We start from the raw sequence: 23,773 nt of genomic DNA on the forward strand, positions 1-23,773 counted from the left end.
CACCCGCCTCACCCCCCGGAGGGCCCCCCATCGCGCGCGAGGGCCTTCCGGGGGTAGCCTTGCCCTGCTTCCGCCCCCCTCCCCGAGATGATGCCGCCCATGAACCGTCGGAAGGCCCCCCTCCTGGTGGCGCTCGCCCTGCTGTTGGCCGGCTCCGCCCTGCTCGTCTTCAAGGTGCGTCCCGGCGGCGACGCCGCGCCCGAATCGGACCCGGCGCGCGCCCAGGCCGCGGCCTCTCCCCAGGCCCAGGCCCTCGCGGCCAGGAACCGGGCGGCCCCCACCGCCGGGAACCCCGAGGGCGCGGAGGCCGTGGAACCGCCCACCGGGGATCTCGTCTCCTACCTGCGCTCGCGCTACGGCTCGCGCATCCGGGAGCCCCATACGCAGATGCGCATGCTCGAGCAGCTCATGCGCCACTTCCAGAAGCTCAACCCCACCGGCTGGGAGGCGGACCTGCTCGACCTGCTCAAGCAGGCCTTCCCCGAGCTGTATGACGAGCTCGCCCAGCGGCTGCGCCAGCGCCTGGACTACGAGTCGTGGATGAAGGAGCACCGCGCCGAGCTCAAGGACAAGCCGGAGGCCGAGCGCCGCGCCGCCATCTGGGAGGAGCGCAACCGGCTGTTCGGCAAGGAGGTGGCGGAGAAGCTCTGGGCGGCCGAGCTGCGCAACACCGCCGTGACCGATGCGCTCAAGAGCATCGACGCGCACCCCAACGCCACCGTGGGTGAACGGATGGCGCAGTACAAACAGAGCCTGCAGAAGACGTACGGAGAGCACTCGCAGGCCTACGTGCAGGCCCACCAGCAGGAGCTGATGAACCGCTTCCTGGACCTGGGCTCGGTGCAGAAGGACCTGATGGCGATGGCGCCCGAGCAGCGCGCGCAGAACCTGCGCACCATCCGCCAGGAGATGGGCCTGGACCCGGAAGCCCTGAACCGCTGGGACGAGCTGGACCGGGTGCGGGACGCGCGCTGGGAGCTGGGCTCGCAGTACATGTCCGAGCGCGAGGCGCTGGCCCAGCAGTACGCGGGGCCGGAGCTGGAGGCGCGGCTGACGGAGCTGCGCGCGCGCTACTTCTCCGACGAGGCCCAAACCATCGCCGAGGAGGAGCAGAGCGGCTTCTACCGCTTCACCCGCCCCCGGCAGTGGGGCCGCAACTAGCGGGCGGTGTAGCCGCCGTCCACCACGAGCTCGGCGCCGGTGACGTAGCGCGAGGCGTCCGAGGCCAGGTAGAGGATGGACTCGGCGATGTCCTCGGGCTCGCCCATGCGGCCCAGCGGCGAGGCCCCCTCGAGCTTGTTCCACGCCTCGTCCTCGCTGCCCACCTGCTGGACGAAGCCCTCCCACCAGTCCGCGTTCTGCCAGATGGGCGTGCGCACCCCGCCCGGGAACACCGAGTTGACGCGGATGCCGTCCGGCGCGCACTCCATGGCCACCGCCTTGCTCAACATGCGCACCCCGCCCTTGCTCGCCGAGTAGGCCGCCGTCCCCGGGCTGCCCACGAGCCCGGACACCGAGGCCACGTTGATGATGGAGCCCCCGCGCTTGCCCAGCCGCATGGTGCGCACCGCGTACTTGGTGCCCAGGAAGACGGCGTCCAGGTTCACCGCCATCTGCTCGCGCCACTCGGCCATGCTCATCTCCGCCACCGAGCGCGAAATGGCGATGCCCGCGTTGTTCACCAGCACGTCCAGCCGGCCATACACATCCAGCGTGCGCGCCATCACCTTCTGCCAGGTGACTTCATCCGTGACGTCGTGCACCACGAAGAAGGCCAGCCCGCCGGCCGCCCGTATCTCGTGCGCCACCTGCTCGCCCGCGGGCGAGATGTCCGTCACCACCACCCGCGCGCCCTCCCTGCCGAACAGGAGCGCCGTGGCACGACCGATTCCCGAAGCCGCCCCCGTCACGAGGGCCACCTTGTCCTTCAATCGACTCATAGAGGCCGCACCACCTGCCCTCTCCACCCCGAGGGATGTCTGGGTGGAAATGCACGTTACCTGACTTGCGGACCTTTCTGACTGTGTAATTTTCGAGAGGGACTGGAGTTTTAATGGATTTGAACCTGCTGGGCCTCTTCATCGCCGTCGCGGAGACGGGCAGCTTCTCGGAGGCGGCCCGCAGGCTCGGGCTGCCCAAGTCCTCCGTGAGCCGGGGCGTGGCGAGCCTCGAGGCCGCCGTGGGCGCCCAGTTGCTCCACCGCACCACCCGGCACGTGTCGCTGAGCACCGCCGGCACCGCGCTGTACGAGCGCGCCGCGCCCCTGCTCGCCTCCCTGAAGGAAGCCGTCGGCACCCTCCCCGAGCGCGAGGAGGCTCCCTCGGGCGAGCTGCGCCTCACCGCCCCCCATGACATGGGCGCCACCTTCCTGCCCGAGGTCGTCGCCCGCTTCACCGCCCGCTACCCCGCGGTGCGCGTCGACTGCCGCCTCACCAACCGCAACGTGGACCTGGTCGCCGAGGGGTTCGATCTCGCGCTGCGCGCCTCGGGCACGAAGCTGGCGGATTCCTCGTTGATGGTCCGGCGGCTCGGCACGCTCGACGTGCAGCTCTTCGCCTCGCCGATGTACCTCGCCCGCCGGGGGACACCGCGCTCCCCCGAGGAACTGGCTCAGCATGAGCTCGTCGTGTTCCGCGGGCTCAAGTACCTGCGCGAGCTGGAGAAACATGCGCGCGTGCTCGGCGATGACATGCTCTTCCTGCGCGAGGCGGCCAAGGCCGGCGCGGGCATCGCCGTCCTCCCCACCTTCCTCGCCCAGGCGGATGTGACCTCCGGACAGCTCGTCCGCGTGCTGCCCCGCTACGCGCAGCCGTCCACGTCCCTCGTGATGCTGTACCCGCGCACCCAGCACGTCCCCCGGAAGGTGTCCGCCTTCCGCGACTTCCTGCTCGAGTTCCTCAAGGGACGGCCCCTCTCGGCGTCTCCGCCCTCCGGCGGCTGAGTCAGCTGTAGAGGACCGAGCGCATCGACAGCGAGCCGAGATCGAATCCGCTTACGGGGAAGCGCACCGTGCCGCCGTCTCCTGCGGCTCCCGCCGCGTACAGCAGCGGGAGGTAGTGGTCGATGCTCGGGTGCGACATCCGGCCCGCGTCCGTCTCGATGACGCGCGCCAGGAAGGCCCCGTCACGCTGCTCGAGTGCACGGGCCACGTCCTGGTCGAAGCGCTCGGCCCACGCCGGGGTGGTGGTGTCCCCCGAGCGCATGCTCGTGAAGGCGTGACGCAGGTTGTGCGTCACGTTGCCACTGCCCATCACCAGCACGCCCTCGTCGCGCAGTCCGGAGAGCGCCCGGCCCAGCGCGAAGTGCTCGGAGGGGGCGAGCCGCGCGTCGATGCTCAGTTGCACCACCGGGACATCCGCCTCGGGCCGCAGGTGGTGGAGCACCGTCCACGTGCCGTGGTCCAGGCCCCAATCGTGCTGCACGGATGCCCGTGAGGCTCCCAGGAGCTGCACCACTCGATTCGCGAGCTCCACGCTGCCCCGCGCCGGGTACTGCATCTCGTAGAGGGCTCGAGGGAACCCGCCGAAGTCGTGGATGGTGGGCGGGTGCTCGTTCCCCGTGACATGCGTGCCAGCCAGGAACCAGTGCGCGGAGATGGAGAGGATCGCCTTGGGTCTGGGCAGCTGCCGGGCGAGCGAGCGGAAGCCCTGTGTCCAGGTGTTCTCCTCGATGGCGTTCATCGGCGAGCCGTGCCCGATGAAGAGCACCGGCATGCGGGGCTCGGTGGAAGCAGTGGTCATGGTGGAGGTTCCCTCCTGGGATGGACGCGCGGGACGGGCTGAATCGCGGCAGCCCACCAGCGGCAGGGTCGAGGCCACACCGAGCGCAGCGGCCTTCAGGAGTGTGCGCCGGTCTGGTCGGGACGAAGACATGGGGAAAACATGCTCCGCACCCCTGTGTTCCACTAGAGGCTCGTAGGGCAAATCACTGTTCCTGAGGTGGAACAGTGGAGGGGCTCAACCCGGGACCCGGGCACCCTCACCCCGTCCCTCTCCCGGGGGGAGAGGGGAGATTACCCGGGGGACGTGCGACCCCGTGGCGCTCGAGGTCTTCTGGCGTGTTCACGCTCACCACGGCTCGTAGCTCCGCGTCCACCGCTCTCAGTGCCTCCTCTGGGAGTAGCTTCGTCCGGCAACGGGAGAGCAGGGCTCGCAGCGAGGGCTCTTCCTTCTTCAGCGCCTCTCCCCATTCGTCCGACAGGGTCCTCCGATAGAGGGCCAGCAATGGCTCCACCCGGCCTCCCACCGTGAAACACACCGCGTCCACCTCGGGCCCTCGCGCGTCCAACAGCACTCGCACCGCGGCCTCCGATACGAACGGCATGTCGCATGCCACCGCCAGCACCCACTCCGTCCTCGCCCCCACCAGCGCCGCGTGCACCCCTCCTGGTGCACCTCGCCCCTTCACCGCGTCCTCCACCGTCCGCAGATGGAAGCGCGCGTAGGGCCCCGGCTCGTTCGTCACCAGCAGCACGTCTCCGCATCGCCGCCCCAGCTCCAGCACCCGCTCCAACACCGTCCGGCCCTCGACCTCCAGCAGGCCCTTCGCCACCCCGCCCAGCCGCTCGCCCTTGCCGCCCGCGATCACCGCCAGTGTCACGTCCGCGGACTCCGGCCCGCTTCGTTCCCTATCGCTCACGCCAGGCCTCCTCGCGCCCCGTGCTCCGTCCTCTGGTGAAGGCTACCTCCACTCCAGCCCCCGCTCGCCCCGCCCTTGCGCTAAAGCTCTCCGGACGACGTCTCCTCGTATGTCCCTCTCTCCGCTCGCCACCGCCCGGACGGCCTCCCTCGACGCGATCCAACCCGCGTCCCCCACCCGCGTTCCCCTCCTCGACGCCCTCGGCCGCTTCCTCGCCGAGGAGGTCGTCGCCTCGCGCTCCCTCCCCGGCTGCCCCGTGTCCGCCATGGATGGCTACGCCGTCCGCGCCGAGGACACCTCCGGCTCCAACCGCGATCGTCCCGCCCGTCTGCGCGTCGTCGACACCGTCTACGCCGGCCACCTCCCCTCGCGCCCCCTTCAGCCCGGCGAGGCCTCGCGCATCTTCACCGGCGCCCCCCTCCCCGAGGGCTCCGATGCCATCGTCCGCCAGGAGGCCACCGTCGTCCCCGGTGAGGGGCTCGTCGATGTCTGCGTCGCCGTTCCTCCCGGCAAGGACATCCGCCCCACCGGAGAGGACCTCCTCGCCGGCACGCCCCTGCTCCGCGCCGGTCAGCGCATCGATGCCTCCATGCTCGGCGTGCTCGCCTCCCTGGGCGATACCCACGTCCTCGTGCGTCCCCTCCCCCGCGTCGCCGTGCTCGCCACCGGGGATGAGCTCGTGCCTCCCGGCGCGCCCGCGCTGCCCCACCAGGTGTACGAGAGCAACCTCATCCTCGTCGCCGCCCTGGCTCGCGAGGCCGGTGCCCTCATCGTTGCCCAGGAGCGCGCCCGCGATGACGATGAGGTGTTGCGCTCCGCCCTGCGGCGTCTGGCCAGCGGTGCCGATGTGCTCGTCACCACCGGCGGCGCCTCCGTGGGCGACAAGGACCGCGTGAAGAGTCTCCTCGTCGGCCTGGGCGCTTCCTTCCTCGTGGATGGCGTGGCCCTCAAGCCCGGCAAGCCCGTGGCCGTCGCGAGGCTCGGCACCACCACCGTCGTCGTGCTCCCCGGCAACCCCGGCGCCGCCACCGTCGCCTTCGACCAGTTCGCCCGGCCCCTCCTCCTCCGCTTCCAAGGCGTCTCCGAGGAGCGTCAGCGCCTACGCGTCCGGCTCGACGACGCGCGGCACAAGCAGGCCGGCTTCACCTACCTCATCAGCGGCACCCTGGAGACCCGCGAGGACGGCCAGGTGTGGGCCCGCATCCGCTCGCAGGGCGCCGGGCAGCACCTGCAGAACATCGGCGCCGAGGGCCATGCCATCCTCCCCCCGGGCCGCGCCGACTTCGCCGTGGGCGACGAGGTGGACTTCGAGCGCTTCGACCGGCCCCGCTTCCTCCCCGTGGAGCCCTGATGCGTCCACCCGCGCTCTCCGTGGTGGGCTGGTCCGGCTCGGGGAAGACGACGCTCCTCACCCGGCTCGTGCCCGAGCTGCGCCAGCGCGGCCTGCGCGTGGGCGTGGTGAAGCACTCGTCCCATGCGCATCCGCTGCACCGCGAGGGCAGTGACACCGCGCGCTACGCGGAGTCCGGTGCCGCCTTCGTCGCCTTCGCCAACCCGGCCGGCGTGCAGCTCTCCTTCCCCGAGCCACCCGAACAGGTGCTGGCCCTGCTCGAGCGCTTCGCCGGCACCGTGGACCTGGTGCTCGTCGAGGGGTGGAAGCACGGGCCCCTGCCCAAGCTGGAGGTGTGGCGCGAGGGATTGGGGCCCCTGCTCGCGGCGGAGCGGCGGGACGTGCTCGCCGTGGTGGGCGAGGCCCCCGTGCCCGAGGGAATGCCACGCTTCGGCCCGGAGGAGGTGCAAGGGATTGCCGCCTTCCTCCAGCAGTGCCTGCGCGACGGAGTGCTCTCGCGATGAGCGAAGACAGACACCTGGCCCCCCTGCCTCCCGGCGTCACCCGGCGGCCCGTGCGGCGCTACACCGCGGACGGCCAGCTCGCGCCCGAGGAACAGGACACCGTGGCCCTCGAGGAGCCGCTCGACATCCGCATCAGCGGCGACACGGTGGCCGTCACCATGCGCACCCCGGGCGCGGACCGGTACCTCGTCACCGGCTTCCTCTTCGCCGAGGGCCTCATCCACTCGGCCGATGACCTGGGCGGACTCGCCCACTGCGGCAGGCCCGGCGAGGAGGGGTACGGCAACACCGTCGAGGTGACGCCCGCTCCCGGGCTCGTCATCGACCTGGAGCGCATGGGCGCCACGAAGCGCGGCACGCTCACCACCGCGGCCTGTGGCGTGTGCGGCCGGCGCAGCGTGGACGATTTGATGGCCACCTGCAGCCCCGTGCCCCCGGGCCCCGAGCTTCCCGCCTCCGTGCTCGCCCACGCCACCGAGCACCTGCGCTCCGTTCAGCCCAACTTCGCCCGTACCGGCGGAGTCCATGCCGCCGCCGCGCTCGATGAACGCGGCACGGTGCTCGCCGCCTTCGAGGACGTGGGCCGCCACAACGCCGTGGACAAGGTGGTGGGTGCGCTGGTGCTCGAGCAGGGGTTGCGCTCGGCGCGCGCCTCACGACCGGACGCGTTGCGCCCCACCGTGCTCGTGGTCAGCGGCCGCGTCAGCTTCGAGATCGTCCAGAAGGCCGCCATGGCCCGGTGCCCCTTCGTGGCCAGCGTCTCCGCCGCCAGCTCGCTCGCCATCGACCTGGCCGAGCGCGCGGGCATCACGCTCGCCACCTTCGTGCGCAACGGGCGATTCAACGTGTACACCCACCCCGAGCGCCTTCGCGAAGGCTGAGCGCTACTGGGGCAGGTCTTCCAACACGTCACGGAGCGTGGTGGCGTTCAAGGCACGCTCGAACCAGCGGTCCAGGATCGCCCCATCCATGCAGGAGAGGATGCGCTGCCGGGCCGACTCGTCCGTGGGCACGCCCCTCGCGGTGAGAATCCGGAGCACCACCTCGGCACGCTCCTGGAGCCGACCTTGCACCAGACCCTTCTGGACTCCCCTCTCCATCATGTCCTCGGCCCAGGTTCCCATCAGCTCCTCCGCTCGTTGCTCATCCAGCACTGAATGTAACACCTGCCTCGCCGCTGCGTGGACGGCCGCATCCTTCTCCACCCACAGCATGTAACGGATGACCACCAGCAGATGCTCGGCCCCCTCGGGTGCCGCCTGCACCTGCGCGAAGAGTACCATCCAGTCCGGTAGACGGTGAGCCAGCTCCCCGGTACGTGCATAGCGCAGCACCAGCCACGCCAACCGGGCCAGCGGCGGACCCGAGCGCGCTCGCAGCGCCTCTTCGCGCTCGGCCGTCAGGTCATCGAGCAGGTACTCGAAACGCGGCAACAACGCTCGCCAGCGCTCCCGCGCCTCTTCTTCCTCTGGCAAATCGAAGAGTTCCTCCATCCGGCGTGGCGCCGTCCAGGCTCCGTCCGGCCCGTGGTACATGACGAGCGGGATGATGACAGGCAGCAACGCGCTCTCCGGATGCTCCTGTCTCCAGCGCTCCACCTGCCGCACCACGTAGCGCAGCATGCGCAGCGCCATCCACGAATCCACCGACGACTGGTGTTCCAGCAACACGTACAGCAGCAGCGAGCGGCCCGAGTGCAAACGCGCCGTGAACAGCAGATCGCTCTCGGTCTCGCGCAACTCCGGGTCCACCACGCTCCCGGACTCCTGACGCAAGCTCGACCAGTCCACTTCCGAGACGACATGCGCGGGCAGCACGGCGCGCAGCTCGGCCGCGGCCCGCTCGGGATGGCCAAACGTGTAGCGAGCGAAGAGATCATGGGGTCCGGGCATCGTGAACGGTGCCCTACGCACGGAACGGGCCAGCGGCGCCGCACAGGGCACGCACGCACCCTTCACGTCCACTTCGCCTTCCACCATCCCGGATGCGAGACATCACGGCCCGGTGCCGAGGCGAGCGTCTCTCTCCGCGCCTCACGAGCGAGACCGGCCCGGAGCACTCCCGGACCGGCCCTCACCTGACGGCGGCTCAGGGGGTGTAGAGCATCGCCGGGGCGTAACCCTCGTAGAGGCCGCCCACCACCAGCGCCTGCCCCGAGGGCAGCGCCACCGCCCGGTGATTCACGCGCAACGAGCCGGTGTCCTTCAACTCGCTCCACGTCCCCGTCTCCGGGTCATACAGGTCCGCCCGCACCTCCACGGTCGATGTGCCCACCCAGGGCCATCCACCCACCACCAGCACCTTGCCCGAGGACAACAACGTCGCCGTATGGCCATGGCGAGCGGAGCGCAGTTCGCCCGTCAGCGACCAGGTGTCCGTCTCCGGGTCGTACAGCTCCGCCGCTTCACTCTCGGGGGAGCCGCCCACCACCAGCACCTTGCCCGACGGCAGCAGCGTCGCCGTGTGCTCCCAATGCTCGATCAGCGAGGGAGCCGCCGCGGACCACGTGTCCGTCACCGGGTCATACAGCTCCACCGACCTGGAGCCAGCCGAGAGCCCCCCGCCCACCACCAGCACCTTGCCCGAGGGCAGCAGCGTCGCCGTGTGGTTGACGCGGAGCGAGAAGAGCGGGGCCGCGGCCTCGGACCAGGTGTTCGCCGCCGGCTCGTACAGCTCCGCCGAGTCATTGCACCCCGAGCTGTTGCACCCGCCCACCACCAGCACCTTGCCCGAGGGCAGCAGCGTCGCCGTGTGGGCCGTGCGGTCCACCGCCATCGAGCCCGCCGGAGACCAGGTGCCCGCCTCCGGGTCGTACAGCTCCGCCGAGGCGAGGCTCCCCTCTCTGTCGGTCCCTCCCGCCACCAGCACATTGCCCGACGGCAGCAGCGTCGAGGTGTGCAGGAAGCGGGCGTGCGACAGCCGCCCCGTGGCCGACCAGGAGCGCGTCGCCGGGTCATACACCTCCGCCGAGTCGAGGACCGTGCTCCCCGACTCCCTGGAGCCTCCCGCCGCCAGCACCTTGCCCGAGGGCAACACCACCAACGTGTGATTGGCGCGGTTCTCGGCGCGGCCAGGGGCGGCCCAGGTCCCCGCCGCCGGGTCATACACCTCCGCGAAGAGGCGCTCCCTGCCGCCGCCGAGCAACACCCCCTTGCCCGAGGGCAGCGCCACCAGTGCGTTGTGCTCGCGAATCTCCGAGAGACTGGAGGTGGCGGCCCACGTGCCCGTCTCCGGCTCATACAGCTCCGCCTGGTCCGAGCGCCCACCGGCCACCAGCACCTTGCCCGACGGCAGCACCGCCAAGGGCGCGCTCTGGCGAGGCCACGCCATGCTGCCCGTCGGACTCCACGTGCCCGTCTCCGGGTCATACAGCTCCGCCGTCTGGGCGGCGTCGCTGGACAAGTAGGAGTCGCCCACCACCAACACCTTGCCCGAGCCCAGCAGGACCGCCGAGTGCCACGAGCGGTGGGCGCCCAACGAGCCCGTGAGCGACCAGGTACCCACCGCCGGGTCGTACAGCTCCGCCACGGCGCTGCCGCCGCCCGCCACCAGCACCTTGCCCGAGGGCAACAGCGTCGCCGTGTGGCCCAGGTGGCCCACGGACGTGGAGGCCACCGTGCTCCACGTCCCCGTCTCCGGGTCGTACAGCTCCGCCGAGCTCAGAGTACCGCCCCCCGTATGGCCGCCCACCACCAGCACCTTGCCCGAGGGCAACAGCGTCGCGCTGTGGTCCGAGCGCGACACGGACATCGAGCCCGTGAAGGTCCACGTGTCCGCCGCGGGGTCATACAGCTCCGCCGCGGCCGTCTCGCCTCCGGCCACCAGCACCTTGCCCGAGGGCAGCAACGTCGCGGTGTGAGAGCGATGCGTCCCCTTCAGGAAGTTCGCCGAGAAGGACAGCCCCGTCACCGGGTCATACACCTGCGCCAACCCTGGCCAGGAGAGTTCCCTGTCCAGCACCAGCACCCTGCCCGAGGGCAGCAACGTCGCGGTGACGCGGTCGGAACCCCGGACCAGGCCGCCGATGGCCGCCCACACGGCGGGCGGTGGAGTGCACTCGGACAGGTAGTCGGCGGCGAAGCTGACGGTGTGAGACGTGGACAGCCCCAGCGCGTTGCTCACCGTGACGGTCACGGTCGGCCGCTCCCCGGTGGAATGACACGGCGCCGTCCAGGACACCTGACTCGTCGTGGCGCCATCCACCGGCGTACCCAGCGTGCCCCTGCTCGCCGACCACGCGAAGCCGAGCGCGCTGCCCTGGGGGTCCTCCGCCCTCACGTACAGGCTGATGAGCCCGTACGGTGACACCAGGGTGTTGGTAGACACCACCTCGGGGGGCCGTGGCGACGGCGTGGAAGGCCGCAGGGTGATGGTCACCGGCACCGTCTCCCCGGCGATGATGGAGATGCCCGTGGCCTGACCCGCGTACAGCTTCGCGCCATCCGCGCCAAAGGCCTCCGCGGTGAAGGTGCGCTCCTCCCCCTCCGGAATGCCGTCCATCGTCCCGCCCCACGCCCCCTCCACCTTCTCCAGCGACAGGGTGCGCGAGTCATCCAGGCCCGGCGCCGTGAGCGCGACGGAGACGCGCGTCACCTCACTCCCGGCCAGCGCCGGCTCGAACTGGCCCACGAACCGGGCCGAGCCCTCGGAGCGCTCCTGCTGCTCCGGGCGGCAGCCCGAGACAATCCACACCAACCCCACCGCCAACCAGGGCAGCAGGGAAAAGCTTCGACGTTGCACGAACTCCCCCTAAACGAGGCCGCATGCCGGCCTCACGCGAACCGTCTCAGTCTATGGCTTCACGGGGACGTCATGCGTAGCGGAAACCCGGGAGAGGGATTGGCCCCGCGGACTCCAGGTACTGGCACGGCACACGGATGGTGAATCACGCCGCGTACGGCTGGAAATCCCACGAGAGCGCACGGCCCACGAAGTAGCAGGGGGACTCGTGGTCCGGCGAAGGCGGCTCGTTCCCGTTCGGTCCGTTCCGGTAGTCCGTCCCCGGCAGGAGGTCGAGCCTCACGGTCCCGTCTTCCTTCCACCCGATGTACATGCCGTCGTAGACAACCCCGAGATCCTTCCGCGGGGCCTGCATCACGCGGTAGTGCTGGAGGTCCACGACGGACAGGCGCAGCAGGCCCCACCGCCGGGACTCCTGGCCGTCCCGCGTCTCGATATCGATGTGCGCCTGGTCAAGGGGCTGCCCCCGCCGGGACAGCACGAGCTCGATGCGGTGGATGAGGCTGTCGTAGCAGTAGCCGAAACGCTCCAGCAGCGCATCGGTCTCCCCTGGGGTCAACGACTGAACCATGGCACCTCCGGCGCGGTCACCCGGTCCAAGCGGGGAAGACCCTCACCCTGACCCTCTCCCAAAGGGAGAGGGAATTCCTCAGCCTCGCGCGAAGGCGTCGCTGACGATCTGCCGCGCCTCGTCCACGATGGAGTCCAGGTGCTTCGCGTCCCGGAAGCTCTCCGCGTAGATTTTGTACACGTCCTCGGTCCCCGAGGGCCGCGCGGCGAACCAGCCATTCTCCGTCACCACCTTGAGCCCGCCGATGTCCGCGTTGTTGCCGGGCGCCTTCGTGAGCCGCTGGAGGATGGGCTCGCCCGCCAGCGTCGTGGCTCGCACCGCCTCCGGCGACAGCTTCTTGAGCGCCGACTTCTGCGCCGCCGTGGCCGGCTGGTCGATGCGCGTGTAGAGCGGCGCGCCGAACTTCCGCGTCAGCTCCTGGTAGTGCACGCCCGGATCCTTGCCCGTGCGCGCGAGAATCTCCGTGGCCAGCAGGTCCAGGATGATGCCGTCCTTGTCGGTGGACCACACGGTGCCGTCGCGGCGCAGGAACGAGGCGCCCGCGCTCTCCTCGCCACCAAAGCCGAGCGAGCCATCCAGCAGCCCGTCCACGAACCACTTGAAGCCCACGGGCACCTCGACCACGCGGCGGCCCAGGTCCTTCGCCACGCGGTCGATCATGCTGCTGCTCACCAGCGTCTTGCCCACGCCCGTGCCGGGCTTCCAGCCAGGACGATTCTGGTAGAGGTAGTGGATGGCCACCGCCAGGTAGTGGTTGGGATTCATCAACCCCACGCTCCGGGTGACGATGCCGTGCCGGTCCGAGTCCGTGTCGTTGCCGAAGGCGATGTCGTAGCGGTCCTTGAGCTCGACCAGGCCGGCCATGGCGTAGGGCGACGAGCAGTCCATGCGGATCTTCCCGTCATGGTCCACACGCATGAAGCGGAAGGTCGGGTCCACCGTCTTGTTCACCACCTGGATGGACAGGCCGTAACGCGCGGCGATGGGCTCCCAGTACGCGAGATTCGAGCCGCCCAGCGGATCCGCGCCAATGGACAGCTTCGCCCCTCGCACCACCTCCAGGTCCACCACGTTGCCGAGGTCCTCGACGTACGGGGTGATGAAGTCATACGTCTTCACGGTGGAGGACGTGCGCGCGCGCTCGTAGGGAATGCGCTGCACGCCGGTGTTGCCCGCGGCGAGCAATTCATTGGCGCGCTTCTCCACCAGCCCGGTGATGTTCGTGTCGGCGGGGCCGCCGTTGGGCGGGTTGTACTTGATGCCACCATCCTCGGGCGGGTTGTGCGAGGGCGTGATGACGATGCCATCGGCCAGCCCCTGCTTGCGCCCGCGGTTGTAGGTGAGGATGGCGTGCGAGATGACCGGCGTGGGCGTGGCACCATCGGTGAAACGCACCTCCACCCCGTGGGCGGCGAGCACCTCGAGCGCCGAGCGCTGCGCCGGCTCGGACAACGCATGCGTGTCCATGCCGAGGAAGAGCGGGCCGTCGATGCCCTGCTGCTTGCGGTACTCGCAGACGGCCTGCGTCACCGCGAGGATGTGCGCCTCGTTGAAGGCACGGCGCGCGGCCGAGCCACGGTGGCCGGAGGTGCCGAAGGCCACGCGCTGCTCGGCCACGTTCACGTCCGGACGCTCCGAGTAGTACTGGGAGCGCAGCGTCTCGGGGTTGATGAGGAGGGAGTCGGGAGGGAGCTTGCCAGCAAGAGGATGGGCCACGCGGCGAATCTACCGCCACGTGGCCCCGTCCCAGGCACTTGTTTGTTCCGATGTTGCCTCGTTCACGCCACTCGCGCGGCGCGTTACGGAGTCGGAACCGGAGCGCCCGCGGGCGGAGGCGCCACGGGCTCGTTCACCCGCTCGCTGTCACTCGGGAAGCTGTCCCCCTCGAAGCGCTGGTCGTCCTCGAGGCCCGAGCCGCCCGTGCCGCTCTTGTCCTTCGCCTTGTCCTGGGTGTCCTTGTCCGGGGGCTGCATGGCATCCGGGTCCATGGTGCCGGAGCCGCCCTGCGCCTCGTCGTCCTGCAGGCCGGAGCCACCCATGTTGTCGGGAAGGGTGACGTCATCCTGGATGACATCGTCCTGGATGATGTCGCCGGAGCCGCCCGTCCCCGGGTTCTCCGGGTTCATCGTGCCCGAGCCGCCGTAGTCCTCCGGAACCGTGACGCCCGTATCGGGAATGGGCGCGTCGATGCCGGGTTCCATACCGGCGCCACCCGTGCCGCCAGGAGGAGGCGTCGTGGTACCGCCCTGGTCCGTGGCCGGAGGAGGCGTGGTGCTCTCCGTGGTGGAGGGATCCGTCGGCGGCATCTCCGCCGCCTTGTCCGACTTGCACGCGGTACCGAACGCCATGGCTCCAGCGATGAGGCCCGCCAGGATGAACTTGCTCCGGGTCATGGATTGTCTCCCTTCGAGAAAGTCGCTGTTCGCCGGGAACGTGGGGAGCCATCGGCCTTCGCGCAGGGGGCGCCTTCCTGACCGGCCGCTCATCGGGGCGGCGCGTCAAAACCCTTGCCGCACACCGACTGTCATTTCGATGAACCCGAAAGCCACCCGCTTCATGGTTGGCTTCTCAACACTGCACCGCCATCGAGAGGCGGTCCGTCCGAAACCGCGCCTTTCCCGAGAAGCCTCCTATACTGGTTGCCGGCAGGGGGTTCTCCATCACATGAGCAGTCGTAAACGCGTCCTCGGCATGATTCTGGCGGGGGGTCAGGGCACTCGCCTGGCGCCCCTGACGTCCAAGCGCTCCAAACCGGCCGTCCCGTTCGGCTCCAAGTTCCGCATCATCGACTTCGCCCTCAGCAACTTCCTCAACTCGGGCGTCTACGCCACCTACGTGCTGACGCAGTTCAAGGCCCAGTCGCTCACCGAGCACATCCAGCGCGGCTGGCGCTTCGGCTCGGGCCTGCTGGCCGACTACTTCATCACGCTCGCGCCCGCGCAGATGTACCTCTACGAGCAGCTGGGCAACGTGTGGTACCGCGGCACGGCCGACGCCATCTACCAGAACCTCCATCTGGTGGAGAACTACCGCGCCGACGACGTGGCCATCTTCTCCGGCGACCACATCTACAAGATGAACGTGGCGCACATGCTGGAGCAGCACGAGGCCCACCGCGCCGACATCACCATCGCCGCCTACCCCACACCCCTGGCGGATGCCTCGCGCTTCGGCGTGATGCAGGTGGACGAGCGCGGCCGCGTCACCGAGTTCCAGGAGAAGCCCAAGGAGCCCAAGGCCATGCCGGGCAAGCCCACCATGGCCCTGTGCAGCATGGGCAACTACATCTTCAGCCGCCGCGTGCTCAGCGAGCTGTTGGAGGTGGACTCGCGCACCGACGGCTCGCAGCACGACTTCGGCAAGGACGTGCTGCCGCGCGCGCTGCGTGATGGCTACCACATCCACGCGTATGACTTTCACTCCAACCCCATCCCCGGGCAGACGCGCGCCAACACGTACTGGCGCGACGTGGGGACGCTCGAGGCGTACCACGAGGCCTCGATGGACCTGGTGTCGGTGGATCCGGAGTTCGACGTCTTCAACCCGGAGTGGCCGCTGCGCACCGCCGTGGAGTACAGCCCGCCGGCCAAGTTCGTCCACGAGTCGGGCGAGCGCGTGGGCCGGGCACTCAACTCCATGGTGGCCGGTGGCTGCATCATCTCGGGCGGCACGGTGCGCGAGAGCATCCTCTTCCGCCGGGTGCGGGTGAATTCGTACTCGACGGTGGAGCGCTCCGTCATCTTCGACGAGGTGGACATCGGCCGGCACGCCAAGGTGCGCAACGCCATCATCGACAAGGACGTGCGCGTGCCGCCCAACGCCCGGATTGGCTACGACCTGGCGGCCGACAAGGCGCGCGGCTTCACCGTCACCGACAACGGCATCGTCGTGGTGCCCAAGGGCTACAAGTTCGACTGAGGCGCGGAGCAGGCCGCGAGCGCCCGGCGTAGAATGCCGGGCGAGGCTCCATCGCATGCTCCGCTCTTCCTCGTGGCTGACCTGGCTCGTTCTGCTCCTCGGAGGGTGCACGGCTCCCTCCGCTTCCGTGGGAAGCACCACCGTCACCGGTAGCACCGAGAGCCTCCCGGCTCGGCCCCCGGAGCTGACGCTGTCCCAGATGGCGGAGATCCTCTGCCAGTACCAGCTGCTACCGGAGCCCGTGCTCTCGCGTCTCCCGGAGCACTACCGTCCCTCCGAGCTCATCCGGCAAGAGGACCTCGACTTCCTCCGGCGCCATCCCTCGTACCAGCCGGAGACGGACCTCGACAGGCCCGGGCTCCAAGCCGCGCTGTCCCGGTTCGTCGAGTGCTCGGTGGAACGTGAAGTGGATTACGGCAACGGGCAGGCCGCCGTCTCCGTGCGATACACCCGGCCCCGCTGGGAAGACCTGTCACTGAGACGGCAGCAGATCACCCACCCCTCGTCACCCACGCAGCGGCTCATCGCCCTGAACCAGTGGGTCCTCCGCCATCCCGAGACCACCACCAGCGACCTGACAGTGCTGTTCGAGCGCACCCCCTCGGGCTGGCGCGCCGACTTCCAGCTTCCCGAGCAGGAGAAGCTCCACCCGCGCCAGATCCGCAGCTGCTCCGACGCGAGCCGTCCGGTGGCCCGCTCCGCCGGACCGGGGATGAGCAAGCCCCGGCTGCTCTCGGGAAGCTGGCCCACGTACACCCGGGAAGCGAGCGAGGCGCGCGTGCAGGGGTGGCTCATCGCCCACTGCCGTATCACCGCGAAGGGCGAGACGAAGGACTGCTGCATCAGCAAGCCCCTGCCCCACCTGGAGTGGGCCGTCCTCCGCCAACTCTCCCGCCTGCGCTTCGAGCCCGCGACGTACGCGGGCGAGCCCATCGACGTGGAATACGTGTTCAATCTGCGCTTCAGCCTCCCCCGCTGACGGGCGCTCCGGGCCGCCAAACCCTGGAGGATGCATCCACCGTGGATGATAGGTTCCGGGAATGCTCGCACTGACACTCACGCTCATCCTGTCGCAGATTCCTCCCGCTCCCCCTCCCGCCCCCGCCGAGCTCCACCAGCGGTTCGACAAGCAGCGTCCCGCCGTGCTCAAGGCGCTGGCCGCGACGTACACCTGCAAAAAACCCGGCGCGAAGCCGCAACCGCTGTGCGATGCCGCCCTGTCGGAAAAGCGGGGCACCGCCGCGGACATTCGCGGACAGAATGCGCTGATGGGGCTGAGCTGGATGGTGAAGCGGGGAAAGAACGGCAAGGCCGTCGTGAGCGCACCGAGAATCTCCGCGCTGGCGCTCAACGAGCACGGCACGGGCGTCCTGGCCGCCATCACCGAAATCACCCCCGAGAACGCCAAGGAGCAGAAGCTGCTTGAACAGCTGGTGAAGGACTACGAGGCCTTCTTCGCGGGACAGAAGGCGAACGTGACGGTGCCCGGCTACCTCCTGGCCGGGACCTCCCAGTGGTCGAAAAGCGCCAACCACCCCCTGGAGAAGAAGGACGGCGCCTGGGTCTTCAAGGGAGCATCCGGCACGCTTCGCAAGGTCGGCGAACGCTGGGTGCTGATCGGCCTGATGCCCGGTGAGGCCATCGGCGTGTCGGTCTTCACGCCGTAGCAATGAGGTGCCCCGCGAGGGGCAGCCGGACGAGCGGCTCCCCGGCGGGCCGCGCCGTGCTCTTCAGAATTGCTCAAGGAGTTTCCGGGTACCTTCCAGCCATCACGGGGAGACACCATGCACGACGATACGCATGACCACGACAAGGGCCTCGAACACGACTTGAAGACCCTGGCGGGGATGACGGACCGCAGGCAGCTCCTGCGGTGGATGGCGGGCGCGGCCCTCCTTCCGCTCGTTGGCTGTGGTGGCACCGGTGGCTCGCCGGAGTGCGCGACGATTCCCGAGGAGACCGCCGGCCCCTATCCCGGGGATGGTTCCAACGGGCCCAACGCGCTCGTGCTCGCGGGCATCGTGCGCAACGACATCCGCTCCAGCATCGCCGGCTCCACCGGCACCGCCGAGGGCGTTCCCCTCACCGTCAAGCTGACCCTCGTCAACGGCAACGACAGCTGCAGCCCGCTCGCCGGGTATGCCATCTACCTCTGGCACTGCGACCGCGACGGCAAGTACTCGATGTACAACCTCACCAGCCAGAACTACCTGCGCGGCGTGCAGGAGACGGACAGCGAGGGCACCGTCACCTTCACCACCATCTTCCCCGGTTGCTACTCCGGGCGCATGCCGCACATCCATTTCGAGATCTACCCCAGCCTCGCCAAGGCCTCCTCCTCCGGCAACAAGGTCAAGACGTCCCAGCTCGCCCTGCCCGTGGACGTCTGCAACGCGGCGTATACCGCCACCGGGTACAGCACGAGTGTCACCAACCTCTCGCGCATCAGCTTCGCCCAGGACAACGTGTTCAGCGACGGCACGTCACTCCAGATGGCGAGCGTCACGGGCAGCGTCGACACGGGCTATGTCGCCACGCTGACCGTGGGCATCACGGCGTGACCGGACGCGAGTGGGATAATCTCCCTCCCACGTGCCCCGCGGGTGCGTGAAGGAGGGTGTGCTCATGGCGGGTGATGGACTGCGTCTCCGGTTCGAGCCGGATGACGACGGCACCGGAGAGCTTCATGCCAGCGTCGGTTCCCAGGGCTTCAGCGGGCAGGGCAGTGCCTGGTTCGGAGCGGAGCGGCTCGAGCGCTTCGCCACGGCGCTCGCGGCGTATCCCCTGACCGAGGAGGCCCGGACGGGCATCGCCGGTGGATATTACAAGGACAACCGGTTGGAGCAGGTCCACGTGGCGATCTCCGCCTACCAGCTCGACCAGGCGGGTCACATTGGCGTCCGTGTTCGTGTCGCGACAACCGTCGGTCCCTTCGAGCGCCCGCAGTCCCAGCACATGACCGAGGTCGAAATCCAGACGACCTATCATGCGCTGGAACTCTTCAGCCGGGAGTTCCTGGAACACCTCGCGGGAGAACGGGAGGACGCCGTCCTCCAGGCGGACACGCGGACCTGAACCGCTTTCCGCACTGTGTGCCTCGTGGACGCCGCTATCATCCCCCCGCATGAACCTGGGTGTCACGCCTCCTGAAAGACAGACAACCCTGCGGCTGAACGACGGCCGCTCGCTCGCGTGGTCCGAGTGGGGACCCGTCCACGGCCTCCCCGTCCTGTTCTGCACCGGCGCCGCCATGAGCGGCTCACTCGGCTTCGGCGCGGACGTGCTCCCGGAGCTCGGCCTGCGGCTCCTCGCCATCGACCGGCCCGGCCTCGGCGCGTCCACTCCTCATCCGGAGAAGACCTTCGCCTCCTGGGTGGAGGATGTGCGCCAGCTCGTCACCGCGCTCGGACCGCGGGACGTCACCGCCGTTGGATTCTCCCAGGGGGCGCCGTTCGCCCTGGCCCTCGCGGGCAGCGGGCTCGTGAAGGCCGCGGCCCTCGTGTCCGGGCAGGATGACCTCGCCTGGCCCTCCCTCGCGCCGCGCCTGCACCCCGATGTCGCCGCGATGGTCCGCGCCGCCCGGCAGGACCCCTCGGGCTTCGAGCAGTCCTTCTCTCGGATGGCCACGTGGGACGGCCTGTGGCAGCTCATCATTGGAATGAGTGGTGAGCGTGACCGGGCGCTCTACCTGAGTGACTCGTTCGGCCCGGCGTACCAGCGGTCCCTGCGCGAGGGATTCTCCCAGGGCCCTCAGGGGTACGCGAGGGACCTCGTCAACGCCCTGGGTCCCTGGCTCGTGGAGCCCGAGCGCATCACCATCCCCGTGGACCTCTGGTACGGCGGCGCGGACACCAGCACCGTCCACTCGCCCGATTTCGGCGCTACCCTCGCCACGCGCCTGCCCCACGCCACCCGCTTCCTGGAGCCCCAAGAGGGCGGCTCGATTCTCTGGACTCGCGCCCGGGACATCCTCGCGCGGCTCAGGAGCCACGCCACGGGTTCGGCGGCGTCACTCCACGGCAGCTGAACGGATCCTCACTGGACCGTGGCCGCCGAGCCCACCGCCGACGCTGGCGCGGCGATGGGCGCTGGAGCGGACTGTGTTCGCGCCCAGTCCCCGGCGGTGCGTCCGCTCGCATCCCGCTTCGCCTCCGAGGCGCCGTGCTCGCGCAGACGCTCCGCCACCTTCTCGCGGCCAAAGAGGCGGGCGAACATCAGCGCCGTCTGGCCCACGCCGTTGGACTGGTCCACCGCACAGGGCTGCTTCAGGAGCAGCTCGACGATGTCCGCGTGCCCCTTGAAGGCCGCGCCCATCAGCGCCGTGTTCCCCCTCGAGTCCCCCGCACACGCGTCCGCCCCCGCCGACACCAGCACCCGCACCGCCTCGGTGTGGCCGTGGTACGCCGCGAGGATGAGCGGCGAGAAACCCCGGTCATTCTGTACGTTCACCGGCGTCCCGGCCTTCACCAGCCCCTCCACCAACTCCACGTCTCCTTCCCTCGCGGCGGCCAGCAGGTAGCGCTCCGCATCACTCACGGCCAACACCCGGCCCTCGGCGGGGCGCCCTCCCGTGAAGAGGTAGCCCAATACCAGCGCCGTGCACAGCAACAGCAGCAGGGCCACGGAACCCAGAAACACCATCACCTTGCGCAGCATCGATTCACTCCGTGCGAGCACGTCGGGGGGGAGAAGGGACAAGCAGACACATCCGCGAAGGAGTGCCCCTGTGCACAGCTGCTGCAACGCGGCCATTTCCCCTCGCCCTCCGGGAGAGGGACGGGGTGAGGGTTCCACGCATCCCGGGTTGAACCCCCTGTCCACACTGGGGGACGCGGGTTGGAGAACGGGGACAGGCACCCTCACCCCGACCCTCTCCCGAGGGGAGAGGGGATGTTGGGGATATTGGGGATTACCGCGAGGCCAGGGGCGCGATGGCCGCCTTGGCGTCGTCCACCTTGATGCCCACCGCCTTCGCCAGCTTCGTGCCGTACTCCGCGTTCGCGCTGTAGAAGAAGCCCACCATCCGTGCCTTCACCCGCGCGTCACGCACCTGCCCCAGGTCCGCCGCCAGGTTCTTCACCAGCCGCTCCCTCTCCGCCGGCGACAGCGCCAGGTAGAAGGCCCCCGCCTGCGAGAAGTTGTCCGTCTTCTCGATCGCCGCCTGCTGCGTCGTCCCGCTCAGCGGCGCTCGCGACAGCAGGTACGCCGGCACGTCCTCCGTCTCCCGCGTGATGCTCGGCTCGTAGTTCACGTCCGACTTCGTGTTGCCCCCGTTCATGCTGCCGCCCTGGTTGTTGTTGTTCACCTGGGCCCGCGCACGGTTCACCGGCAACGACTGGTAGTTCGCCCCCACCCGGTAACGCTGCGTGTCCGCGTACGAGAACAACCGGCCCTGCAACAGCCGGTCCTCCGAGGGCTCGATGCCCGGCGGCTGCACCCCGGGCGAGAACGCCGCCTGCTCCGTCTCCTCGAAGAAGTTGTCCGGCATCCGGTCCAGCGTGAACTTCCCCAGCTTGATGGAGGGCACCTTGTCCTCCGGCCACACCTTCGTCGCGTCCAGCGGATCGAACGGGAACGCGTCCAGGTCCTTCGGGTCCAACACCTGCGCGCTCAGCTCCCACGACGGGAACTGCCCCTTCCCAATCGCCGTGTAGAGGTCATGCGTGGCGTGCTGGAGGTCCTCGCCCTGCACCCGCGTGGCCTCCTCGGCCGTGAGCGACTTCACGCCCTGCTGCGACTTCCAGTTGAACTTGACGTAGCGCACCTCGCCCTTCGCGTTGACGAACTTGAAGGAGTGCACGCCGTGCCCGTTCATCTGCCGGTAGTTCGCCGGAATCCCCTGGTCCGAGTACACCTGCGTCAGCATGTGCGTGGACTCGGGCACGTGGGAGAAGAAGTCGAAGAAGCGGTTCGGGTCCTGCCGGTTCGTCACCGGCGACGGCTTCAGCGAGTGCACCATGTCCGGGAACTTGATGGCGTCTCGGATGAAGAACACCGGCAGGTTGTTGCCCACCAGGTCCCAGTTCCCCTCGTCCGTGTAGAACTTGAGCGCGAAGCCGCGGGGATCCCTCACCGTCTCGGGCGAGCCCTGCGGATGGATGACGGTGGAGAAGCGCACGAACATGGGCGTCTTCTTGCCCTTCGCCGAGAAGAGCGACGCACGCGTGAGCCGCGAGAAGTCACCGTAGCTCTCGAAGGAGCCGTAGGCGCCCACGCCCCGGGCATGCACCACGCGCTCCGGAGTGCGCTCACGGTCGAAACGCGCCAGCTTCTCGATGAGGTGGAAGTCTTCCAGGAGGATTCCGCCGCGCGGACCCGCCGTCTTCGAGCTCTGGTTGGAGCCAACGGGCGAGCCCGTATCCGTGGTGAGCGGCGGGGTGCCGGCCAGCGCCGGGGCGCCCGTGAACAGCGCGGTGAGGACCAGGGGTTTCAGGTTCATGCGAGCCTCCGTGGGGGTGGGGAAGACGGAGGCTCCTTGAGCAGGGGCTGTGCCAGGGACACAGCCCCCTTGAAATCAGGTACTTAGCTGCTCATCCCGGGTTGAGCCCACCGAAATAGCGGTGGACCCACCGATAGGACGGTGGAGACGGGCACCGAAATGCCGGTACTCAAAGCCCCACCGAAATCTCGGTGCCAGGGCCGGGTGTTGGTCCTCGCCCCGGTCGCGCTCTTCACGAACTTGTCCAACAGTTGGACAAGTTCCGGAGAAGTCCGCCCGACAGGCTCCCCCTCCTCCCGGGCCGCTCGCGGTTCGCCGCGTGGGCCTCCTTCAAGGGGCCTCGGCCTGGAACGTCATGCCCGCGGCGCGCAACCGCTCGACGAGCTTCATCCCCATGCACGAGGCCGGAGTGAGCAGCCCTCCACGCTCCGGCAGCTCGTCCTCGGCCAGGCACAGCGCGGACTCGCCCAGCATCCACGACGTCGCCCCGTACCCCGGATCCTGCTTCGCCCCCACACGCGCGCGCACCCGCTCCCCCGCCGTCCCCACCCCGTGCAGTTCGATGTCGAAGAACCCGCTCTCCCGCTCCTCACGGCTCGGCCCCTCGCCCGGCGCCGGCAGGAACCGCTCGGCCAGCTTCCGCACCGGCCCGAACACCACCGCTCCCGACAACGCCATGCCCGCGCTCGTCACCGCCGCCCTCGCCAGTCCCGGCAGGCCCCGGCCCACGTCGATCGCCTCGTCGTAACGGAACTCGCGCCCGTAGGCGTAGCCGAGCAGCGCGTTGCTCCGCCTCACCACCCGCGTGTTCACCGGCGCCATGAAGAACGGCGCCAGCCATCGTCCCGTCTCCGGGTCTTTCCGGGGGCGGAGCCAATCCTCGTGCCCGTGCTTGTCGGGCGCTCCCTCCGGGCTCAACGAGAACGGATCCCCGAGCACCCGGCGCACCGCGGGGTCACTCATCCGCTCCGCCGCGAGGAGCCCGCTGGCGATGGTTCCGCCGCTCGCGCCCCCCTTCGCCCGCCGCACCCGGTAATGGGCCTCGGCCAGCCGCCCTCCCTTCGCGGCGAGCTGCTCGTGCAGCAGCAGCACCCCTAGGTCCGACGGGATGGAGTCGAAGCCACACGAGGGGACGATGCGCGCCCCCGTCTCCACCGCGCGGGCATGGTGCGTGTCGATCATCTCCCGGACCCATTGTGTCTCGCCCGTCAGGTCGCAGTAGTCGGTGCCCTGCTCCGCGCACGCGCCCAGCAACACGCTCCCATACCGGGCGTAGGGACCCGCCGTGGTGCACACCACGCGCGTGCGGCTCGCGAGCCCCTCCATGGCCGCCTTGTCCAGGCTGTCTCCCGCCACCAGGGGCAGTTCCTTCGCGGAGGGCTCCAGCGCGGCGAGCTCCTCACGCACCCGCTCGAGCTTGTCACGGCTCCGGCCCGCCAGGGCCCAGCGGAGCGAGGGGCGCTTCTTCACGAGGTACTCGGCGACGAGGCGTCCGGTGAACCCCGTGGCTCCGAAGAGGACGAGGTCGAACTCCCGGGCCCGGGTGCGGCGCTGCTCACGGTCTGTCATGCTCGCGGATGCAAGCACCGCCAGCACCCGGGCGGAAGGAAGGA

22 protein-coding genes are annotated in these 23,773 nt (G+C 69.5%); 11 read left to right on the top strand and 11 right to left on the bottom strand.

The annotated features are described in order from the left end of the window. Nucleotides 1-99: 99 nt before the first annotated feature. Nucleotides 100-1,161 carry a hypothetical protein gene (locus BO221_RS46025; RefSeq protein WP_073567294.1) on the top strand — a complete coding sequence of 354 codons (1,062 nt, stop codon included), beginning with the start codon at nucleotides 100-102 and terminating at the stop codon, nucleotides 1,159-1,161. On the opposite strand, the gene BO221_RS46030 is transcribed toward BO221_RS46025, so the two are convergent. Next, a complete protein-coding gene (locus BO221_RS46030; RefSeq protein WP_073567295.1) occupies nucleotides 1,158-1,940 on the bottom strand; it encodes an SDR family NAD(P)-dependent oxidoreductase in 783 nt (260 codons plus the stop codon). The two genes, BO221_RS46025 and BO221_RS46030, sit on opposite strands and share 4 nt — an antisense overlap. A gap of 113 nt (nucleotides 1,941-2,053) precedes the next feature. Here BO221_RS46030 and BO221_RS46035 point away from each other — a divergent pair, with 113 nt between their 5' ends. After that, on the top strand, nucleotides 2,054-2,941 hold the full coding sequence (locus tag BO221_RS46035) for a LysR family transcriptional regulator (RefSeq protein ID WP_073567296.1): 888 nt from the start codon (nucleotides 2,054-2,056) through the stop codon (nucleotides 2,939-2,941). Nucleotide 2,942: 1 nt separating this feature from the next. On the opposite strand, the gene ygiD is transcribed toward BO221_RS46035, so the two are convergent. Together ygiD and BO221_RS46045 are read right to left on the bottom strand one after the other, a co-directional pair. Then, complete coding sequence (ygiD, locus tag BO221_RS46040; RefSeq protein ID WP_073567297.1) at nucleotides 2,943-3,740, bottom strand: 4,5-DOPA dioxygenase extradiol; 798 nt, start codon at nucleotides 3,738-3,740, stop codon at nucleotides 2,943-2,945. A 238-nt stretch (nucleotides 3,741-3,978) separates the two neighbouring features. Further along, a complete protein-coding gene (locus tag BO221_RS46045) occupies nucleotides 3,979-4,638 on the bottom strand; it encodes a molybdenum cofactor guanylyltransferase (RefSeq protein WP_073567298.1) in 660 nt (219 codons plus the stop codon). A gap of 109 nt (nucleotides 4,639-4,747) precedes the next feature. Here BO221_RS46045 and glp point away from each other — a divergent pair, with 109 nt between their 5' ends. From glp to fdhD, 3 genes are read left to right on the top strand one after another with little or no spacing between them, the layout of a single operon-like run. Continuing rightward, entirely contained in the window at nucleotides 4,748-5,989 is a 1,242-nt protein-coding gene (gene glp, locus BO221_RS46050) for a gephyrin-like molybdotransferase Glp (protein ID WP_073567299.1), read from the top strand. Next, nucleotides 5,989-6,492 (top strand): molybdopterin-guanine dinucleotide biosynthesis protein B, encoded by a 504-nt coding sequence (mobB, locus tag BO221_RS56820; protein WP_073567300.1) that lies wholly within the window; start codon nucleotides 5,989-5,991, stop codon nucleotides 6,490-6,492. Before glp ends, mobB begins: the two co-directional genes overlap by 1 nt. Continuing rightward, nucleotides 6,489-7,373: a formate dehydrogenase accessory sulfurtransferase FdhD gene (gene fdhD / locus BO221_RS56825; RefSeq protein ID WP_073567301.1), complete on the top strand. Its 885-nt coding sequence runs from the start codon at nucleotides 6,489-6,491 to the stop codon at nucleotides 7,371-7,373. The genes mobB and fdhD overlap by 4 nt, the downstream gene beginning before the upstream one ends. Nucleotides 7,374-7,376: 3 nt before the next feature. On the opposite strand, the gene BO221_RS46065 is transcribed toward fdhD, so the two are convergent. The 5 genes from BO221_RS46065 to BO221_RS46085 form a co-directional block, all read right to left on the bottom strand. Then, nucleotides 7,377-8,384, bottom strand: a complete 1,008-nt coding sequence (locus tag BO221_RS46065; protein ID WP_073567456.1) for an Rpn family recombination-promoting nuclease/putative transposase — start codon at nucleotides 8,382-8,384, stop codon at nucleotides 7,377-7,379. A gap of 196 nt (nucleotides 8,385-8,580) precedes the next feature. Continuing rightward, nucleotides 8,581-11,232 (bottom strand): kelch repeat-containing protein, encoded by a 2,652-nt coding sequence (locus BO221_RS46070; protein WP_143196076.1) that lies wholly within the window; start codon nucleotides 11,230-11,232, stop codon nucleotides 8,581-8,583. Nucleotides 11,233-11,377: 145 nt separating this feature from the next. Next, nucleotides 11,378-11,803, bottom strand: coding sequence for a hypothetical protein (locus BO221_RS46075; RefSeq protein WP_073567302.1), 426 nt, complete (start codon nucleotides 11,801-11,803; stop codon nucleotides 11,378-11,380). Between the two features lie 78 nt (nucleotides 11,804-11,881). After that, complete coding sequence (pgm, locus tag BO221_RS46080; protein WP_073567303.1) at nucleotides 11,882-13,519, bottom strand: phosphoglucomutase (alpha-D-glucose-1,6-bisphosphate-dependent); 1,638 nt, start codon at nucleotides 13,517-13,519, stop codon at nucleotides 11,882-11,884. Nucleotides 13,520-13,602: 83 nt separating this feature from the next. Next, the gene (locus tag BO221_RS46085; protein WP_073567304.1) at nucleotides 13,603-14,196 is read right to left on the bottom strand and encodes a hypothetical protein; all 594 of its coding nucleotides are present in this window, start codon (nucleotides 14,194-14,196) and stop codon (nucleotides 13,603-13,605) included. A gap of 271 nt (nucleotides 14,197-14,467) precedes the next feature. Here BO221_RS46085 and glgC point away from each other — a divergent pair, with 271 nt between their 5' ends. From glgC to BO221_RS46115, 6 genes are all read left to right on the top strand, one after another. Continuing rightward, nucleotides 14,468-15,721 (top strand): glucose-1-phosphate adenylyltransferase, encoded by a 1,254-nt coding sequence (gene glgC / locus BO221_RS46090; protein WP_073567305.1) that lies wholly within the window; start codon nucleotides 14,468-14,470, stop codon nucleotides 15,719-15,721. A 55-nt stretch (nucleotides 15,722-15,776) separates the two neighbouring features. Beyond that, a complete protein-coding gene (locus BO221_RS46095) occupies nucleotides 15,777-16,700 on the top strand; it encodes an energy transducer TonB (protein ID WP_073567306.1) in 924 nt (307 codons plus the stop codon). A gap of 61 nt (nucleotides 16,701-16,761) precedes the next feature. Continuing rightward, a complete protein-coding gene (locus BO221_RS46100) occupies nucleotides 16,762-17,388 on the top strand; it encodes a hypothetical protein (protein ID WP_073567307.1) in 627 nt (208 codons plus the stop codon). A gap of 117 nt (nucleotides 17,389-17,505) precedes the next feature. Next, entirely contained in the window at nucleotides 17,506-18,282 is a 777-nt protein-coding gene (locus BO221_RS46105; protein ID WP_073567308.1) for an intradiol ring-cleavage dioxygenase, read from the top strand. A gap of 64 nt (nucleotides 18,283-18,346) precedes the next feature. After that, nucleotides 18,347-18,796, top strand: coding sequence for a hypothetical protein (locus BO221_RS46110; protein ID WP_073567309.1), 450 nt, complete (start codon nucleotides 18,347-18,349; stop codon nucleotides 18,794-18,796). Between the two features lie 49 nt (nucleotides 18,797-18,845). Beyond that, the gene (locus BO221_RS46115; RefSeq protein WP_198956317.1) at nucleotides 18,846-19,748 is read left to right on the top strand and encodes an alpha/beta fold hydrolase; all 903 of its coding nucleotides are present in this window, start codon (nucleotides 18,846-18,848) and stop codon (nucleotides 19,746-19,748) included. A gap of 8 nt (nucleotides 19,749-19,756) precedes the next feature. Here BO221_RS46115 and BO221_RS46120 read toward each other — a convergent pair whose 3' ends face one another. From BO221_RS46120 to BO221_RS46130, 3 genes are all read right to left on the bottom strand, one after another. Further along, the gene (locus BO221_RS46120) at nucleotides 19,757-20,419 is read right to left on the bottom strand and encodes an ankyrin repeat domain-containing protein (protein WP_233166565.1); all 663 of its coding nucleotides are present in this window, start codon (nucleotides 20,417-20,419) and stop codon (nucleotides 19,757-19,759) included. Nucleotides 20,420-20,630: 211 nt separating this feature from the next. After that, nucleotides 20,631-22,160, bottom strand: a complete 1,530-nt coding sequence (locus BO221_RS46125) for a catalase (RefSeq protein WP_073567311.1) — start codon at nucleotides 22,158-22,160, stop codon at nucleotides 20,631-20,633. Between the two features lie 330 nt (nucleotides 22,161-22,490). Continuing rightward, on the bottom strand, nucleotides 22,491-23,729 hold the full coding sequence (locus tag BO221_RS46130) for a trans-acting enoyl reductase family protein (RefSeq protein WP_073567459.1): 1,239 nt from the start codon (nucleotides 23,727-23,729) through the stop codon (nucleotides 22,491-22,493). Nucleotides 23,730-23,773 lie beyond the last annotated feature (44 nt).

Origin of the sequence: Archangium sp. Cb G35 (assembly GCF_001896145.1) — a bacterium.
Lineage (GTDB): Bacteria > Myxococcota > Myxococcia > Myxococcales > Myxococcaceae > Archangium > Archangium violaceum.

Bases quoted from the DNA above. Each gene is read 5' to 3' on its own strand.
- BO221_RS46025 (WP_073567294.1), top strand. From the start codon at position 100: ATGAACCGTCGGAAGGCCCCCCTCCTGGTGGCGCTCGCCCTGCTGTTG.
- BO221_RS46030 (WP_073567295.1), bottom strand. From the start codon at position 1,940: ATGAGTCGATTGAAGGACAAGGTGGCCCTCGTGACGGGGGCGGCTTCG.
- BO221_RS46035 (WP_073567296.1), top strand. From the start codon at position 2,054: ATGGATTTGAACCTGCTGGGCCTCTTCATCGCCGTCGCGGAGACGGGC.
- ygiD (WP_073567297.1), bottom strand. From the start codon at position 3,740: ATGACCACTGCTTCCACCGAGCCCCGCATGCCGGTGCTCTTCATCGGG.
- glp (WP_073567299.1), top strand. From the start codon at position 4,748: ATGTCCCTCTCTCCGCTCGCCACCGCCCGGACGGCCTCCCTCGACGCG.
- mobB (WP_073567300.1), top strand. From the start codon at position 5,989: ATGCGTCCACCCGCGCTCTCCGTGGTGGGCTGGTCCGGCTCGGGGAAG.
- fdhD (WP_073567301.1), top strand. From the start codon at position 6,489: ATGAGCGAAGACAGACACCTGGCCCCCCTGCCTCCCGGCGTCACCCGG.
- BO221_RS46065 (WP_073567456.1), bottom strand. From the start codon at position 8,384: ATGCCCGGACCCCATGATCTCTTCGCTCGCTACACGTTTGGCCATCCC.
- BO221_RS46075 (WP_073567302.1), bottom strand. From the start codon at position 11,803: ATGGTTCAGTCGTTGACCCCAGGGGAGACCGATGCGCTGCTGGAGCGT.
- BO221_RS46085 (WP_073567304.1), bottom strand. From the start codon at position 14,196: ATGACCCGGAGCAAGTTCATCCTGGCGGGCCTCATCGCTGGAGCCATG.
- glgC (WP_073567305.1), top strand. From the start codon at position 14,468: ATGAGCAGTCGTAAACGCGTCCTCGGCATGATTCTGGCGGGGGGTCAG.
- BO221_RS46095 (WP_073567306.1), top strand. From the start codon at position 15,777: ATGCTCCGCTCTTCCTCGTGGCTGACCTGGCTCGTTCTGCTCCTCGGA.
- BO221_RS46100 (WP_073567307.1), top strand. From the start codon at position 16,762: ATGCTCGCACTGACACTCACGCTCATCCTGTCGCAGATTCCTCCCGCT.
- BO221_RS46105 (WP_073567308.1), top strand. From the start codon at position 17,506: ATGCACGACGATACGCATGACCACGACAAGGGCCTCGAACACGACTTG.
- BO221_RS46110 (WP_073567309.1), top strand. From the start codon at position 18,347: ATGGCGGGTGATGGACTGCGTCTCCGGTTCGAGCCGGATGACGACGGC.
- BO221_RS46115 (WP_198956317.1), top strand. From the start codon at position 18,846: ATGAACCTGGGTGTCACGCCTCCTGAAAGACAGACAACCCTGCGGCTG.
- BO221_RS46125 (WP_073567311.1), bottom strand. From the start codon at position 22,160: ATGAACCTGAAACCCCTGGTCCTCACCGCGCTGTTCACGGGCGCCCCG.
- BO221_RS46130 (WP_073567459.1), bottom strand. From the start codon at position 23,729: ATGACAGACCGTGAGCAGCGCCGCACCCGGGCCCGGGAGTTCGACCTC.